General features: G+C 74.2%; 15 protein-coding genes and 1 pseudogene. 12 read left to right on the top strand and 4 right to left on the bottom strand.

The annotated features are described in order from the left end of the window. The first annotated feature begins 55 nt into the window (after window positions 1-55). The 6 genes from MNY62_RS01440 (at window position 56) to MNY62_RS01415 (ending at window position 5,748) form a co-directional block, all read left to right on the top strand. Window positions 56-472, top strand: coding sequence for a hypothetical protein (locus tag MNY62_RS01440; RefSeq protein WP_242342308.1), 417 nt, complete (start codon window positions 56-58; stop codon window positions 470-472). A 269-nt stretch (window positions 473-741) separates the two neighbouring features. Beyond that, a complete protein-coding gene (locus MNY62_RS01435) occupies window positions 742-2,292 on the top strand; it encodes a hypothetical protein (protein ID WP_242342307.1) in 1,551 nt (516 codons plus the stop codon). Between the two features lie 117 nt (window positions 2,293-2,409). Continuing rightward, window positions 2,410-3,240 (top strand): 1,4-dihydroxy-6-naphthoate synthase, encoded by an 831-nt coding sequence (locus MNY62_RS01430; RefSeq protein ID WP_242342306.1) that lies wholly within the window; start codon window positions 2,410-2,412, stop codon window positions 3,238-3,240. 133 nt (window positions 3,241-3,373) lie between these two features. Continuing rightward, window positions 3,374-4,165, top strand: coding sequence for a dienelactone hydrolase family protein (locus MNY62_RS01425; protein ID WP_242342305.1), 792 nt, complete (start codon window positions 3,374-3,376; stop codon window positions 4,163-4,165). Then, entirely contained in the window at window positions 4,162-4,941 is a 780-nt protein-coding gene (locus MNY62_RS01420; RefSeq protein ID WP_242342304.1) for an ABC transporter ATP-binding protein, read from the top strand. The genes MNY62_RS01425 and MNY62_RS01420 overlap by 4 nt, the downstream gene beginning before the upstream one ends. Window positions 4,942-4,944: 3 nt before the next feature. Continuing rightward, window positions 4,945-5,748, top strand: coding sequence for an ABC transporter permease (locus tag MNY62_RS01415; RefSeq protein ID WP_242342303.1), 804 nt, complete (start codon window positions 4,945-4,947; stop codon window positions 5,746-5,748). Window positions 5,749-6,085: 337 nt separating this feature from the next. Here MNY62_RS01415 and MNY62_RS01410 read toward each other — a convergent pair whose 3' ends face one another. After that, entirely contained in the window at window positions 6,086-6,346 is a 261-nt protein-coding gene (locus MNY62_RS01410; protein ID WP_242342302.1) for a hypothetical protein, read from the bottom strand. On the opposite strand from MNY62_RS01410, the pseudogene MNY62_RS25665 reads away from it, so the two are divergent. The 4 genes and pseudogenes from MNY62_RS25665 to MNY62_RS01395 all read left to right on the top strand — a co-directional run. Continuing rightward, window positions 6,273-6,524 (top strand): annotated as a pseudogene (locus MNY62_RS25665) (DUF4091 domain-containing protein); the annotation flags it as partial. The gene MNY62_RS01410 and the pseudogene MNY62_RS25665 overlap by 74 nt on opposite strands. 325 nt (window positions 6,525-6,849) lie before the next feature. Next, the gene (locus MNY62_RS01405) at window positions 6,850-7,752 is read left to right on the top strand and encodes a DUF4091 domain-containing protein (protein ID WP_242342301.1); all 903 of its coding nucleotides are present in this window, start codon (window positions 6,850-6,852) and stop codon (window positions 7,750-7,752) included. A gap of 265 nt (window positions 7,753-8,017) precedes the next feature. Then, window positions 8,018-8,164, top strand: coding sequence for a hypothetical protein (locus MNY62_RS01400; RefSeq protein WP_242342300.1), 147 nt, complete (start codon window positions 8,018-8,020; stop codon window positions 8,162-8,164). A gap of 174 nt (window positions 8,165-8,338) precedes the next feature. After that, entirely contained in the window at window positions 8,339-9,112 is a 774-nt protein-coding gene (locus MNY62_RS01395) for a lytic transglycosylase domain-containing protein (RefSeq protein WP_408628811.1), read from the top strand. A gap of 329 nt (window positions 9,113-9,441) precedes the next feature. Here MNY62_RS01395 and MNY62_RS01390 read toward each other — a convergent pair whose 3' ends face one another. Further along, window positions 9,442-10,623, bottom strand: a complete 1,182-nt coding sequence (locus tag MNY62_RS01390) for an HNH endonuclease (protein WP_242342298.1) — start codon at window positions 10,621-10,623, stop codon at window positions 9,442-9,444. Between the two features lie 574 nt (window positions 10,624-11,197). Continuing rightward, window positions 11,198-12,292, bottom strand: coding sequence for a metallophosphoesterase family protein (locus tag MNY62_RS01385; protein WP_242342297.1), 1,095 nt, complete (start codon window positions 12,290-12,292; stop codon window positions 11,198-11,200). Window positions 12,293-12,514: 222 nt separating this feature from the next. Here MNY62_RS01385 and MNY62_RS01380 point away from each other — a divergent pair, with 222 nt between their 5' ends. Continuing rightward, the gene (locus MNY62_RS01380) at window positions 12,515-13,723 is read left to right on the top strand and encodes an acyltransferase family protein (RefSeq protein ID WP_242342296.1); all 1,209 of its coding nucleotides are present in this window, start codon (window positions 12,515-12,517) and stop codon (window positions 13,721-13,723) included. On the opposite strand, the gene MNY62_RS01375 is transcribed toward MNY62_RS01380, so the two are convergent. Continuing rightward, a complete protein-coding gene (locus MNY62_RS01375; protein ID WP_242342295.1) occupies window positions 13,697-14,596 on the bottom strand; it encodes an alpha/beta hydrolase in 900 nt (299 codons plus the stop codon). The genes MNY62_RS01380 and MNY62_RS01375 overlap by 27 nt on opposite strands. A gap of 165 nt (window positions 14,597-14,761) precedes the next feature. Between MNY62_RS01375 and MNY62_RS01370 the strand changes: the two genes are divergently transcribed. Further along, entirely contained in the window at window positions 14,762-15,130 is a 369-nt protein-coding gene (locus tag MNY62_RS01370) for an immunity 8 family protein (RefSeq protein ID WP_242342294.1), read from the top strand. Window positions 15,131-15,209: the final 79 nt, after the last annotated feature.

Genomic DNA, 15,209 nt, shown 5'->3' with positions numbered 1-15,209 from the left:
CATCGGTTGCTCTCCCCACGGCCGGCCGCTCGGTGCGGCCAAAGGAGAGACAAGCATGAAGCGCACGTTCGTCATCACCGCTGCCCTCGCGGGGTTCCTCTTCGCTCGGACCGCCATCGCCGACGACGTCGATACGAAGGACGCCGCGGACGGCGCCCTCGCCGACAAGGCGGAGACGCCGGCGAAGCCGCCCACGCTTCCGAGCCAGGCCTCGGACCGGGCCACCTACGTCCACGAGAACATCGCCTTCGGCAAGCAGGGCGACGCGCAGCGCGCCGCCCACGCCCAGGCGCAGGACTCCGCCCGCGACGCGCGCGCCCAGGCGGCGAACGGCGCCGCGCACGCCGCCGCGGCGAGCGCCGCGGGCGCCGCGAACTCGGACGCGCACGCCGCCGCGGGCCAGACCCGCGCCGAGACCGCACGCACGATGCGGAGCCAGCCCACGCCGTCCGTCACCACCGGGCGCCGGTAGCCCCGATGCTCGCCCCCGCCGTCGCGGTCGCCCTCCTCGGGCTCTCGCTCGCGAGCGGGGGGCCGGGGGGCGGCCCGCCCCCGCGCCCCCCCCGCCCCCCCCGGCGCCGCGGGCCCTCCCCCCCGCGCGGGGGCCCGGGCGCCCCCCCCCCCGCCCGCGCCGCCCCCCGGCTCTTTCGCGAGTCCCGGTACGAGGAGGCCCTCGTCGAGTTCCGAACCGCGGAGCGGCTGGGCTCGGAGGCTGCGCGAGGATACGCGGGCGCCGCGCTCGTGAAGCTCGGCCGCCCGGGCGAGGCGCTGGAGGCGTTCGAGTCGCGGGGCGAGGGCCCCGGCGGCGACGCGCTCCTCGACTACTACCACGCGCTCGCGTGTTACGGCGCCCGCCTCTATGCGCGCGCGGACCGGCTGCTCGCCAGCGTGGAGGCGCGCGCGGGTCCGCCCCTCCGGGAGCAGGCGACGCGCCTGCGCGGCGAGCTCGCGGCCGTGCTCGCGGGTGAGCCCCCGCGCGACGCGATCGCCTGGTACCTCGCGCGCTGCGAGGAGCAGGCCCGCCGCGGCCGGGCGTCCTCGGCGCGCGCGTACTGCGAGGAGGCGCGCGCGCTCGGCGAGCGGCGCGCGGACCGCTACGGCGTGGCGACGGCGGCGCCGGAGGGGCCGTTCGAGCGTGGCCTCAGGCTCATGCGCGCGGGGGATCGGCGCGCCGCGGTCGCTGCGTTCGCGGAGGCGCGCGGCGACGGGGACGAGGCCGCGGCGCTGCTCGAGGGGATCTGCCTGTACGAGCTCGGGGAGGACGCGCGCGCCGACGAGGCGCTCGCCCTCGCGGAGCGCACCGCCGAGCACCGGGAGGCGGCAGAGTTCTACCGCGGCCTCGTGGCGCGGCGCGCCGGCCGCGCCGACGACGCGGCGCGGCTGCTCGAGCGGGCGAGCACCGACCCGGAGCTCGGCGCGACCGCGCTCGGGCTCGCGCGCCTCGCGCGGCGGGGCGGGCGCCTCGGCCTGTCGATCTTCGCCGAGTCGGGCTGGGACTCGAACGTCGATCTCGCGCCCGACGCGAGCCGCGCCGGGAGCGGCACGAGCGACGGCGACACCGGGATCACCGCCGTGGGGCGCTGGTCGCCGCTCGGCGAGAGCGGCCCGTTCCTGCGCGCGACCGCGCAGCTCCGCGACCAGGTCCGCTACGACGCGCTCGACCTGCGCGGCGGCGGCGCGGCCGCGGGGTGGCAGGCGGGGAGGGGCGCCCGCTACCTCCTCGCGGAGGTGGGCTACGATCGCCAGGATCTGGGCGGCGCGCCGTACCTCTCCGCCCCCCGCGCGCTCGGCGCGGCGCGCGTCCCGCTCTCCGCGGAGGCCACGCTGGGCGCGACCTACCTCGCCCGCTGGGAGTCGTTCCACACCGAGGTCTCCGCGCCGTACGGCGGCTTGCGCCAGCTCGGCGAGGTCGATCTCACGGTCCTCCTCGGCGGCCGCGGGACCGCGACCCTCGCCTGGCGAGGCGTGCGGGACGGCGCGATCGATCCCGCGCTCGCCTCCTTCGAGCAGGGGCCGCGCGCGGGGCTGCGGCTCGAGCTCGGGCCGCGCGCGCGGGCGGGCCTCGACGCGAGCTGCTCGTGGCGTACGTACGACGCGCTCGATCCCGGGCTGCGCGCCGTGCGCGCGGACACGGCGCTCGCGCTCGGGGCGACGCTCGAGCTCGATCTCGCCGACCGCTGGTCCCTCCGGCTCGGCGTCGCCGGGCGGAAGGAGATCTCCAACGTCCCCGAGCTCACCTGGACGAAGATCGCGCCGTCGCTCGGGATCGCCTACACCGTCGGGCTTCGCTGACGGGGCGCCCGTCCGGCCGGGCGCGCGGCGCCCTCGTCTCCCGGCGCACCACGCCGCGCCCGCGTATATGATGCGCGCGCCGCGCCCTCGCGGCCCCACCCGATCGACCGGCACACGATGAGACTCACGCTCGGCATCTCGCCCTGTCCCAACGACACCTTCATCTTCGACGCGCTCGTGAACGGCGGGATCGACGCGGGGGAGCTCCGCCTCGAGGTCGTCCACGAGGACGTGCAGACGCTGAACGAGTGGGCGATGGCGGGCCGGCTCGACGTGAGCAAGGTGAGCTACGGGGTCGTGCCGGCGATCGCGAAGGACTACGCGCTCCTTCGCTCGGGCGGCGCGCTCGGACGCGGCGTGGGGCCGCTGCTCGTCGCGCGGCCAGGCGTCGGCGCGTTCCGGCCGGAGACGATGCGCGTCGCGGTGCCCGGCCGAGACACCACCGCCCATCTCCTGTTCTCGCTCGCCTTCCCCGGCGCCGCGCACAAGCAGTTCCGGGTGTTCTCCGAGATCGAGGACGCCGTCCTCGGCGGCGAGGTGGACGCGGGCGTCATCATCCACGAGGGGCGCTTCACCTACGCGGCCAAGGGGCTCGTGAAGCTGCTCGATCTCGGCGAGCACTGGGAGCGCGAGACGGGGGCGCCCATCCCGCTCGGCGGCATCGTCGCGCGGAGGACGCTCGCGCCCGAGGTGCTCCGCGAGCTCGAGCGCCTCGTCCGCGCGAGCGCCCTGCACGCGCTCGCGCGGCGCCCGCTCGTGACCGAGTACGTGAAGCGGCACGCGCAGGAGATGGACGAGGCGGTGATGCGCCAGCACATCGACCTGTACGTGAACGACTTCTCCGTGGACGTCGGCGACGCGGGGAGGAGAGCGGTCGAGACGCTGCTCGAGGTGCACGCGCGGATGAACCCCGGGTCGGTCGGGGCGCGGCGCGACGTGTTCCTCTGAGTCGCTGTCCCTCCCATGGAGGTCGCGCGCCTGCGCGCGCCCGCCCGCGGCGCGCCTGTCGGGTACGTCCGCCATCCGGACGTGCGCCGGCCGCTCGCGGCGCGCAGATCCGGGCACCACACGGGAGGTGGGCATGACCCGAACGACGGTGATGATCGCGGCCGCGGCGCTCACGATGGCCGGCGCGGCGCGCGCCGAGGTGAAGACGCAGGAGGTCGAGTACAAGCAGGGCGACACGGTGCTGAAGGGCTTCCTCGCGTACGACGACGCGGCGAAGGGGAAGCGGCCGGGGATCCTCGTGGTGCACGAGTGGTGGGGACAGAACCAGCACGCGCGGAACGCGGCGACGAAGCTCGCGAAGGCGGGCTACGTCGGGTTCGCGCTCGACATGTTCGGCGAGGGCAAGTCGACGACGCACCCGGAGGACGCGAAGGCGTTCGTGGCGGAGGCCACGAAGGACCCCGCGGTGAAGAAGGCCCGCTTCGACGCCGCGCTCGCGGAGCTGAAGGCGCAGCCGCAGGTGGACCCGGAGCGGATCGGGGTCATCGGCTACTGCTTCGGCGGCGGGGTGGCGCTCGACATGGCGCGGGCGGGCGAGGACCTGAAGGCGCTCGCCACCTTCCACGGCAGCCTGGCGCGGTCGGGGGAGCCAGCGAAGAAGGGCACCTTCGTGCCGCGCGAGATCCTGGTGCAGACCGGCGCTGCCGATCCGATGGTGCCGCGGGAGCAGGTCATGGCGCTCGAGAAGGAGATGAAGGCGGCCGGCGTGAAGGCGCGCGTCATCACCTACCCGGGCGCGAAGCACGGCTTCACGAACCCCGACGCCGACAAGGCGGGCATGCCCGCGCTCGCCTACGACGCGAAGGCGGACCGCAAGTCCTGGGACGTCATGCTGAAGTACATGCAGGGAGTCTTCGGGAAGTGAGCGCCGCGCCCCGCACCGCGACCGCCGGCGAAGGCGCGCGGGTCCTCTCGGTGAGCGGGCTCGAGAAGCGCTACGGCGAGACCGTCGCGGTGGACGGGGTGTCGTTCGAGGTCGGCCGCAACGAGATCGTGGGGCTGCTCGGGCCGAACGGGGCTGGGAAGACGACCACCATCAACATGCTGCTCGGCGTCCTCGAGCCGAGCGCCGGGACGATCCGGATCGAGGGCGTGGATCTCGCCGCCGAGCGGTCGCGCGCCGTCGAGCGGACCAACTTCGCCGCGGTCTACGCCCCGCTCCCCGGCAACCTCACCGTCGCCCAGAACCTCCGCGTGTTCGGGCTGCTCTACGGCGTGAAGCGGCTCTCCGGCCGGATCGATGCGCTCCTCGAGCAGCTCGACCTGCGGCGCTTCCGGGACAGGAGGTGCGGCGTGCTCTCGTCCGGGGAGCAGACGCGGGTCGCGCTGGCGAAGGCCATGCTCAACGACCCGCAGCTCCTCCTGCTCGACGAGCCGACCGCCTCGCTCGACCCGGCCACCGCGCGCGACGTGCGCGGCAAGATCCGGGCGTGCGCGGCGGCGGGCACCGGGGGCGTGCTCTGGACGTCGCACAACATGTACGAGGTCGAGGAGGTCTGCGACCGGGTCCTCTTCCTCTCGCGCGGGCGGATCCTGCTCGAGGGCGACCCGCGGACGTTGCCGGGGGAGCACGGGAAGGGGACGCTCGAGGAGCTCTTCATCACCGTGGCGCGCGAGCCGCTCGCGCTCGAGGGGGCCTAGAGCGTGCGGCCCGGGCGCGTCTTCGCCATCGTCCTCAGGCAGTGGTACCTGGTCCGCGGGAGCTTCTCGCGGATCGTGCCGCTCTTCGCGTGGGTGGCGGTGGACGTCGTCCTGTGGGGCTTCATCACGCGCTGGCTCGACAGCGTCGCGGCGCCGGGGGGGAGCTTCGTCCCGACGTTGCTCGGGGCGGTCCTCCTGTGGGACTTCCTCGCGCGCGTCATGCAGGGCGTGACGATGGCGTTCTTCGAGGACGTCTGGTCGCGCAACTTCCTCAACGTCTTCGCGACGCCGATCTCGATCGCGGAGTACGTCTCCGGGCTCGTGCTCGCGAGCGTCGCGACGAGCGCGCTCGGTCTCGCCGTCATGCTCGTCATCGCGACGGGCGTGTTCGGGCTGTCTCTCCTCGGCTACGGCGTCCTGCTCGTCCCGTTCCTGCTCGTGCTGTTCCTGTTCGGGATCGCGCTCGGCATCACGGGCGCGGCGCTCGTCCTCCGGCTCGGCCCGGCCGCGGAGTGGTTCGTCTGGCCCATCCCCGCCGTGCTCTCGCCGTTCGCGGGGGTGTTCTACCCGCTCGCGACGCTCCCGCCCTGGATGCGCGCGGTCGGGCGCGCGCTGCCGCCGTCGTACGTGTTCGAGGCGATGCGGGCGATCGTCGGGGGCCGCGCCTTCTCGGGCGCGTCGCTCGCCTGGGGCGGAGGCCTCGCGGTCCTCTACATCCTGCTCGCGAGCTGGATCTTCGTCCGCGTCCACCGCCACGCGGTCCGGACCGGGCTCATCGCGCGCTACAGCGCGGAGAGCGTGAGCTAGCTTCCTCCACGGGCGGCCGATCGCGTACCGGCCCCAAGTCGCCGCGGCGGCTCGACCGGCTGCTCGCTCGCCCGCATGACGGGCGGCCGGGCGAGCCATCGATCTCCGCCACGCGTGGCGAGCGGCCGGGATCCAGGCGTCAACCGCCGGCAGCTGAAATTTCTCATCGGGCTCGCGCGCGCGTCCGCGGCGCGGCCGTCCAGGCAGGAGGGCGGCGAACGGGGGAGGCTTCGCGCGCCCTGCCCGTGCGATGCCGATGGGACGGGCGAGCGAGGGGTAGCGGGTCGGGTGAACGGCGACTCGCCCGCTGGAGAGGTCCCATGACGAGTCACCGGAGTCACCCGCGCGCCCTGGCGTCGAGCGCGCTGCTCGCCCTCGCCCTGCTCCCGGCTGCGTCCCTGGCCGCGCCGGGCTCGAAGATCTGGGTCGCCGATGCGACGGAGAAGATCCGCCCGGGAGAGCCCGCGCGCGCGACGTCGGTCGCGCGGATCGCCGCCGCCCGGAACGAGTTCGAGGCCTTCCAGGTGGTCGTCACCGGCTCGGCCAGGAACGTGCGCGCGAGCGCGTCCGCGCTGTCGGGACCTGGCGGTGCCGTCATCCCGGACGTGCGGCTCTACCGCGAGGCCCTCATCAACCTGACGCGGCCCTCCGCGCCCGACGGCGCCACGGGACGCTTCCCCGACGCGCTCGTCCCCGACGTGGACGAGATCGCCGGCGAGAAGCGGAACGCCTTCCCCTTCGACGTCCGCGGCGGTGAGAGCCGCGCGATCTGGGTGGAGGTGTTCGTGCCGCCCGGCGCCGCGCCCGGTTCTTATCGTGGCGAGATCCGCGTCGACTCCGCCGGGCGCTCCACGGTCGTGCCGGTCGAGCTCACGGTGTGGGACTTCGAGCTGCCCTCGACCGCGACGCTCCGGAGCGCGTTCGGCCTGATGTGGGGCACGCTGCCCTCCGGCCACGCCATCAGCGCCTCGGACGTCGTCGCCTTCGCGACGCTGCGCGCGCTACGGCCAGCTCGCGCTCGACCACCGCGTCACGCTCTCGCGCCACGACGACGGGCTGTGGAACGATCTCGATCACTTCGACCGCTACTACCGGCCGCTCATGGACGGGACCGCGCCGACGCGGCTCGCCGGCGCGCGGCTCACCGCCGTCGAGTACCTCGGCGACCCCCAGGACGTGGCCAACATGGCGCGCTGGGCGGCGCGCTACCGGACGCGGCCGGGCTGGTTCGAGCGGCTGTTCCAGTACACGTGCGACGAGCCGCCGTATCAGGGCTGCAGCTTCGCCGACGTCCTCACCCGCGCGCGGGCGGCGAAGGCGGCGGATCCGGAGCTCCGGACGCTCGTCACGACGACGATCCAGCAGGCGGACGCGAATGGGATCTCCGGCGTGCTGGACCTCGTCGTGCCGGTGGTGAACTTCATGGACGACAAGTCCGGCACGTACGCGGGGAACCAGCGCGCGAGGTACGACGCGTTCCTCGACGCCGATCCGCTGAACGAGGTGTGGCTCTACCAGAGCTGCATGAGCCACGGCTGCGGCGGCAGCTCCGCCTACGACACCGGCTGGCCGAGCTACATGATCGACGCGTCCGCCGTGCGGAACCGCGCCATGCAGTGGCTCGACTTCAAGTACCAGGCGACGGGCGAGCTGTACTGGGACACGACCTACGCGTACCTCTCCGGCGATGCCTGGACGAGCCAGTGGGAGTTCGACGGCAACGGCGACGGGACGCTCTTCTACCCGGGGACGCCCGCGAAGATCGGCGGCTCGACGCACGTGCCGGTCGCGTCGATCCGTCTCAAGATGATCCGCGAGGGGATGGAGGACTACGAGTACCTGAGCCTGCTGTCGCGGCTCGGGGACCCGGGGCTCGCGGCCGCGATCGTGGGCGACCTCTTCCCGACGGCGTCCGCGACCGACCCGGGCGTCGCCCGGCTCATGGCCGCGCGCGAGCGGATCGCGCGCCGGATCCTGGAGCTTCGAGGGGTTCCCTTGCCTTGAGCCGCATCGGGTCGCCGCCCGCGCGGACCGAGCGTCCGGTCCCTTGACTCGACGCGGCACGGGGGACTAGCCTCGCGACGTTCCTCGGACGAGCGCAGCGGGTCTGCGCCGCGCCCGCGGAAAATCCCGATCACAACGACCCGAGCGTCGCCCGAGCTTCTTTGCGACTCCGCGCCCCACGAAGGCGCGTGGTCGAGGGCGTCGCGGAGCGCGAGAGCGCCCCGCGGCGTTCCCGCGCGATCGTCGTTGCAGGAGTGGTCCCGCCATGCAGTCCGCGCTGTTGCCCGCGCTCGTCCTCGCCGCCGTCGCCATCGCCGTGGGCCAGAAGATCCGCGCGCGCCGCCGGTTCGCCAGGCTGAAGGTCTCCGGGGGCCGGATGGCCCTCGTCCTCAACATCGTGAACCGTCGCTGAGCCGGCGCAGGATCCCGGCCGATCTCGGGCGGGCTCGGCGCTGCGCTGCTCGCCGTACGGAAGCAGTACGGCTGCGCTGCTCCCTCCTCGCGCGCTCGACCTCGGCTCGGGCTTCTGCGCCGGGTCCGCGCCGGACCTGGCGAGATCGTCGCGTCCTGCCGGCGCGGCGGTAGCATGCGCGCCGTGGCGAGACGGCGCGCAAGGCGGAGGACTGCCCGGAGCCGGCGGCGCGAGGCGCCGCCGCTCGCGGTCGTCCTGCTCCTCGCCGTCGCCTCGCTCGCGGCGGTGAACTTCGCGTACCAGGTCATCCGCAAGCCGACCGAGCTCCTCGGCCTCGTCGCGCCCGCGTCGCCGAAGCTCCCCGAGGCGACCTGGGAAGAGTACGGCGATCTGTTCGAGGAGCACTCGACGGATCTCGTCCGTCCGGAGCTCCTCGCCGCGCTCGTCCAGGTCGAGAGCGCGGGCGACCCGCTCGCGCGCACCTACTGGCGCTGGCGGTGGAGCTGGAACCCGCTCGAGCTCTACGCTCCGGCGTCGAGCGCCGTCGGGACCCTCCAGATCACCGACGGCACCTTCGTCGAGGCGAGCCGCCTCTGCGTGCACGACCACGCCGTCGCGCGCGAGGGCGCCTGGTACGACCCGCGCGCCTGCTGGTTCAACGCGCTCTACTTCCGCACCGTCCCCAGCCACGCCATCGAGATGACGGCGGCGTTGCTGCACGAGGCGGTCGCGGAGGCGCTCGCAGGGCGCAGCGCGACGGAAGCGCAGGGTGCGCGGCTCGCCGCCCTCGTCCACCTGTGCGGACACGGGCGCGCCCCCGCCTTCGCGGCGCGCGGGTTCCGGGCGCTGCCCGGCGAGCGCTGCGGCGACCACGACCTCGACGCCTACCTGGAGCGGGTGGAGTCGCTCGCGCGGACCTTCGCGCGGATGGCGGCCGCCGACCGCTGAACGGCAGTTCGCGATGCGCGATCACCTGCGGTGTCGCGAAGGCTGCCGACCGTGCACGCGGTTGCCATTCGACGAGCGGCTCAGCGCGCGGGGCGGGTGGGCATCGACGGGGTGAGCACGCGCGGCCCGGGAACGCGCCCTTCGGAGGGCGGCAAGACACGACAAGCGTGACCGTGGGGGCCTGGATCACGGGTTCGGAAGCTTGGCGGAGGCGCGGCGTCGCAACGCTCGCCCGACGGCGGCTGGAGCGCCGTCGCTTCGGTGCCGCCGCGACCGCGAGGCGCCGTCGGCGCGCGAGGTGCCGGCGCAGTCGTGCCGTCCCTCAAATCTCACGACGCCCACATCCCCAACTGCAAGGCAGGACGCGGGGGCGCGACGCCAGCGCGTTCCTGCGGCGTCGGTCCGTCGCCCGCGTGGCGGCGGAAGCGCTCCATGTGCTCGCGTCCGAAGGTCCTCTCGGCGTGAAGAAGGTTATGAGCTCGGCAGGCGAGCCGAAGATTGTCGATCGTCGACGGCCCCCCGAGCGCCACGGGGCGGATGTGGTCGAGCTCGAGCTTCCAGCGGCTGCTGCAGCGGCAGCCGTCCGGACCGACCCAGGCGCAGCGCCCGCCGTCGCGCGTCCACACCGCACGGCGCACTATCGCTGGGATCGTGGACGTCGGCTCCGGGGACGCCGCGGTCGGCTCCGGGCGCTTCGTCTTTCGCTCCGGCGCGACCGCGCCCTTGCGCTTGCCGTGCTTGTCGATGGCGCAGCGGATCGCCTCGTGGAGCACCGCCGCCAGGTCACCGTCCGGGATCTTGTGCGAGAGAAGACATCGGAGCGTCTCGAGGTCCTCCTTGCAGGCGCGGTCGAGGGTGACGCGGAGCGACCAGTGGCTCTCGGTGACCGCCACGGTCTCCGGCCGGCGCCTCGGCCTCTCGCTCCGGACTTCGCGGGTTGCCGGGGACGCGCCGTCTGTCGGGCTCGCGGGCATGGGCGCTGCGGGTGCTCCCTCCGACGGCTCGGCGCGCTCCCCGCCAGTGTCCGGCGCCGTGAGCGGGATCGCCGCGCTCGCCTGGGCGGGCTCGCGCTCCGGGAGCTTGCGGATCCCCGCGCGCGGCGCGGTGCGCGCATGGATGGAGGCGACGAGGTGCTCGACCTCGGCGCGGGTCCGGTACGCGGCGCGGCCGAGGAGGTCGTCCACGTTCTCCTCGGTGAAAACCTGGCCGAGGAGCGTCACGGTAGACAGGCAGACGCGCCCATCGCGCAGCGGCGCCTCGAGGCTCGGGAACCGGCGCAGCACGCGCATGGCCTGGATGCGGCGGCCGGCGGCCCCCTCCCGGAGGTGGAGGACCTTCAGGCAATAGGCCCAGAGCGAGGCATGCCCCTCCTCGACGAAGGCGCGCCGGCTGTCGAACTCGTCGAGGTGGAGGAGGAAGTCCACCTGGACGTTTCGTTCCTCTCCGGCGAGCTCGCGCAGGCGAACGGCGAGGACGTTCGAGTCGAGGGAAGCGGGGGCGAGCGAAGACATGGAGTGCACCTCCAGATGCACCCTTCGTAACACGCGTTTTCGGGAGCTCCGGAGGCGCTCCAGGCTCGCGCGAGCGCGGTTTTTCTCGGTGTGCCCTCGGCGACCCCCTGCCACGGTCGAACGCGCGCGCCAGGCCCAGGTGCGCGCGCGTGAGTGGCTCTGTCGCGCCGCCTCGAACCCAGGACCGGAACTTCGGCGGGGAGCAGTCAAGGGCATTCTTTCACGCACCGCAACTGGGACGGATTGTTCACATCGCCATGCAGCGCGCAAGACGCCCGTCACTACCTCTGGCGATAGCTGTCACGGTAAGTGAATCCAGCGCAAGCTCATGCGCTGCTTCCGGGCTCGCCTCAGAGCGCACACGGCAGGACGCTCTCGGTGGAGACGCTCGCCTGCACCCGCCACTCCGGCTGGGCCGCTGCTCGGAACCGTGCCCGGACAGCGCGATCCCACCTCGTCGATGCCCGAGTCCGATGTGCGCATCCATACGCCGGTCCATCGGCGTACGGCCCTCCGGGCGGTCCGCCCTCGTTGACCGCGTCCGAATCATGCTCGGTCGTTCAGGATCGCGAGCTCACCCGCACGCGGTCGGCCGGCACGGGCCGGAGGCGCCGGCCTCGCAGCAGTGCAGCGCCGAGCCGCTCGTGTCGAAGAACTCGATCCGGTAGCCGCGCCCGTCCGTCTCGAGCACCGCGTAGCCCCACGCCGTCGTCGCGAAGCGGACCTGGGCGCGCGCGGGCGTGCGGGTCGTGAAGTGTGCGAAGCTGCCCATCGCGGTGCTGCCCGAGATGAACACCTCGAGGCCGTCGAGCGACAGGTGCTCCAGCGAGTGCACGTGGCCCGCGAAGAACGCCCGGGCACGGCCCCCGGCCGCGGCGACGAGCCGGGCCATGCGCGCCGCGTAGGGGAGCGGGCGGAGCGTGCCGTACCAGTGCACCGCGGCCGGCGGGTGGTGGCCGACGAGGAAGCAGAGGCGCTCGGCGCCGCACGGTGCGGTGGCCTCGCGGACGAAGGCGAGCTCGTCCTCGAGCGTGAAGCCGCCGTAGTCCCGGACGACCACGTTCGTGTCGAGCACGACGAAGCGGACGCTCCCGCGGTCGAGCACGTAGTGGCGCGCCTGCTGGAGCCAGGCCGGGGAGCGGCGCGCGACCGCGAGGCACGCGCGGCGCCGCATCGCCTCCACCTCCCCCAGTGCCGGCCGCGCGCAGCGCCCGCCGCCGAGGCCGACGTCATGGTTCCCGAGCGCGAGGTAGATCGGCAACGGCCCGCCGTCGCGCCCGCGCAGGCCCGCGAGCGGCGCCTCGTTCACGCGGAAGAGCGGATCGTCCGGTGGAGAGGCGCCCGGCGCGACGGTCACGCCGTCGTCCGCGAAGCGGCAGGTCTCCGCGCCCGGCCGGGTGGGCTCCGGGCCGCAGTGGTAGATGTTGTCGCCGACCTCGAGCGCGAGGTCGAACGGCCGGGCCCGCGTGGCGCGGCGCATCGCGCGCGCGGCGAGCTGCTGCGGGATCGACTCGAACCCGAAGTCGCCGAACACGAGGACGCGCTCAGGAAAGGATTGCGTGGCGGGGCGCGGGGCGATGGGCTCGGAGCGGTAGACGTCGTGGACGCACGCGGTGCACGCGGCGGCCACGAGCGCGATCGAGGCTCCCCACCGGCGCGACGCGATCATCGTCGGACCCCCGGGACGGACGGCTGGCGCCCCGGGAGAGGCGCTCCCGCCCCCTCGCTCCGGACGCACCCCGCCTGCCGTAACGCGAGACTCGCCCGAGCGCGAAGGCCGCTCGGCGCTCGCGCTGGGGGGCTCCCCGGTCGAGGGCCTTCCCGGGCGAGGCGGCGCACGCCCCGGCGCTCGCGTTGAGCCTACGCGCGTCGGGGGCGTACCGTGGTCGCCGTGGCGACCGCAGCGATGCCCGCCCGCCTACCCCCCGACGCCACGCCGGCCGTGACGCAGCGGCGCGCCGACGTGGAGTGGCTCAAGGTCGTGGGCGCGCTCCTCGTCTTCCTCGTCCACGCGGCGGAGCCCTTCAACCCCTGGGACAGCTGGCACATCGCCAGCCCGGAGCGCACGAAGTGGCTGGGCGAGGTGGTCCTGTTCCTCGCGCCCTGGATCATGCCGCTCTTCATGATGCTCGCCGGCGAGAGCACGTGGTACGCGCTCGCGCGCCGCTCGAGCCGCGCCTACGTCAGGGACAGGCTCATGCGGCTCGCGCTCCCCCTCGTCGCGGGCCTCCTCGTGCTCGTCCCGCCGCAGGTCTATCTGGAGCGCCGCCTGAAGGGGCAGTTCGACGGCTCCTTCCTCGAGTTCTATCCGCACTTCTTCGACGGCCTCTACCCTCGAGGAAACTTCGGCTGGCACCACCTCTGGTTCGTCGTCTTCCTGCTCGTGTTCTCGCTCGCCACGCTGCCGCTCCTCCAGTGGCTGCGAACGCCCACGGGGCGGCGAACGATGGCGCGCCTCGCGGCGCCGTGCGACGCACCCGGAGGGCTCATCTGGCTCGTCCTGCCGTACGTCGCGATCCGGATCGCGATCGAGGTCGTCTTCCCCGGCACCCCGCCGCTCTCCGCGGACTGGTCCGACCGCGCCCTCCTCCTGCCCGCCTTCGTGTTCGGGTTCGCGCTCGCGGGAGAGGAGGGCTTCCGGCGCGCGCTGGACCGGTGCTGGCAGGCTGCCCTCGTGCTGGCGCTCGCGACGTCGGCGACGCTCGCCGTCTGGGGCTGGCCCGGCTACCTCCTGGATCGCCTGCCGCAACCCAACTCCCCGGCGGGCGCGCTCCTGTGGGGCGGCTACGCGTTCGGCGCCGCCTGCTGGCTGCTCGCGCTGCTCGGCGGGGCACGGCGCCACCTCGACGTCCACCGCGCGGCGGCGCTGCGGCTGGGAGAGCTGGTGTTCCCGTTCTACGTCCTGCACCAGCCCATCATCGTCGGCTTCGCGTACGTCGCCGTGCGGGCCGGGCTCGGGATCGTGCCAGGGTTCGCCTTCATCACCGCCGCGTCCCTCGCGGCGACGCTCGCCCTCTGCGCGCTCGTCGCCTCGAGCGACCTCCTCCGGCCGATGTTCGGGCTCAAGCCGCGCTCAGCGGCGGCCGCCCGCCAGCCGTGACGCGGCCGCCCCCGCCTCGCGCAGGTACCGCGCGAGGAACGCGCCGATGCGCCGCTCGTACTCGGCGGGCGCGAACGCGTGCAGGTCGACGTGCGCCGCGTGATCGACCTCCCAGAGCTCCTTCGGGGAGCGGGCGCGCTCGAAGAGCGCCCGCGACTCGCTCCGGGTCGTGTACCGGTCGGCGGTCCCGGCGGCGACGAGCACCGGCGCCGTCTGCTCGCCGATCCGGTCGATCGGGCGCAGATCGCCGGGCGTGACGCCGTCGCGCGGGAAGATGGAGTGGAGCACGAGCCCGGTGAAGGGCGGTCCGATGGGCCCGAGCCACGCCCGCAGCCGGTCGCGGACGGCGTCGCGGATGGTGGGATAGACCGACTCGAGCACGAGCGCCTGCACCGGGAGCGGCGTCTCGCCGAGCAGCGCCGCGGCGCCGCCCATCGAGATGCCGATGACCCCGACGCGCTCGGAGGGGAGGGCGCTCCGCACGAACTCGACCGCCGCGCGCGCGTCGCGGCTCTCGAGCGCGCCATAGGTCGTCTCGTCGCCAGGACTCTCGCCGTGCGCGCGGAAGTCGATGAGCAGCACGGAGTACCCGGCGGCGCAGAGGAAGCGTGCCCGGTCGACCATCGTGAGCCGGCTCTCGCCGATGCCGTGCAGGAGCACCACCGCGCCCGCGTGCGGGCGGCCGCGCACGAACCAGCCGTGGATGTCGCTCCCCGAGCTGCTGCGGAACGCCACGGGCTCGGCGTCGAGATCCTGGGGCGGCGGGCGCACGCGAGCCCCCGCGCACTGCACGGTGAGGGCGGCGAACGCGAGCAGCGCGACGCGCGCCGCTCCGTTCCACCGCTTCATCGATCTCCCGGCGCGCTCCGTCATGAGCGACTGTGGATAACGGTGCGTCCCGGCGTTCACAACCGCGGGCGCCCGGACGCCCGGTCGCTGCCGCGAGGCCGACCTCCCGAGCGACGACGCGTCGTGCGCGGGGCCTGACGGCCTCTCCGCGGCTGGCGCCGCCCCGCGCGGCGGGGCACGATCCCTTGCGTGCGCGCCCGCCTGAAGACCCTTCGCAGCGACGAGATCCCGGACCTGGCCGGGTACGTCCCACCCGATCCCGAGGCGTTCGCGATCCCGCTCGTGCTCGAGGTGGGACCGCTCGGCGTGCGGGGCCGCGAGCGGTTCGACCTCCTCGCGGTGTCGCCGCGCTGGCTCATCGAGCGCCACGGCAAGGGGGGCGTGATCCTGGGGCGCGGCCTCCTCGTCGTGTTCGAGTGGCGCTACGACCGGGTGAAGGCGTTCCTGGCGCGCGAGGTGGAGGCCTGCACGGGTGCGACCTGGCTCGACGTGGTCAGGAAGGTCGGGCGCATCGCCGAGTGGGAAGGGGCCGAGGAGAACGTGGTCGGCCTGCGCTGAGCCCCGTCCTGGCGCGCGGCGAGCGGCAGGAGAGCGGGCGGCTCCCTCGTGCCTCCGTCGCCTGCTTTCGCCGGATACG

Origin of the sequence: Anaeromyxobacter terrae, from assembly GCF_022690685.1 — a bacterium.
Taxonomy (GTDB): Bacteria; Myxococcota; Myxococcia; order Myxococcales; family Anaeromyxobacteraceae; genus Anaeromyxobacter; species Anaeromyxobacter terrae.
The sequence above is the reverse complement of the archived record's forward strand: the minus strand, read 5'-3'. Positions and strand labels throughout refer to the sequence as shown.

What these genes read in the sequence shown, in the direction of transcription:
- MNY62_RS01425 (WP_242342305.1), top strand. Translation starts at nt 3,374, where the DNA reads ATGACCCGAACGACGGTGATGATCGCGGCCGCGGCGCTCACGATGGCC.
- MNY62_RS01375 (WP_242342295.1), bottom strand. Translation starts at nt 14,596, where the DNA reads ATGACGGAGCGCGCCGGGAGATCGATGAAGCGGTGGAACGGAGCGGCG.
- MNY62_RS01390 (WP_242342298.1), bottom strand. Translation starts at nt 10,623, where the DNA reads ATGTCTTCGCTCGCCCCCGCTTCCCTCGACTCGAACGTCCTCGCCGTT.
- MNY62_RS01410 (WP_242342302.1), bottom strand. Translation starts at nt 6,346, where the DNA reads ATGACGGCACCGCCAGGTCCCGACAGCGCGGACGCGCTCGCGCGCACG.
- MNY62_RS01405 (WP_242342301.1), top strand. Translation starts at nt 6,850, where the DNA reads ATGGACGGGACCGCGCCGACGCGGCTCGCCGGCGCGCGGCTCACCGCC.
- MNY62_RS01440 (WP_242342308.1), top strand. Translation starts at nt 56, where the DNA reads ATGAAGCGCACGTTCGTCATCACCGCTGCCCTCGCGGGGTTCCTCTTC.
- MNY62_RS01430 (WP_242342306.1), top strand. Translation starts at nt 2,410, where the DNA reads ATGAGACTCACGCTCGGCATCTCGCCCTGTCCCAACGACACCTTCATC.
- MNY62_RS01395 (WP_408628811.1), top strand. Translation starts at nt 8,339, where the DNA reads ATGCGCGCCGTGGCGAGACGGCGCGCAAGGCGGAGGACTGCCCGGAGC.
- MNY62_RS01400 (WP_242342300.1), top strand. Translation starts at nt 8,018, where the DNA reads ATGCAGTCCGCGCTGTTGCCCGCGCTCGTCCTCGCCGCCGTCGCCATC.
- MNY62_RS01385 (WP_242342297.1), bottom strand. Translation starts at nt 12,292, where the DNA reads ATGATCGCGTCGCGCCGGTGGGGAGCCTCGATCGCGCTCGTGGCCGCC.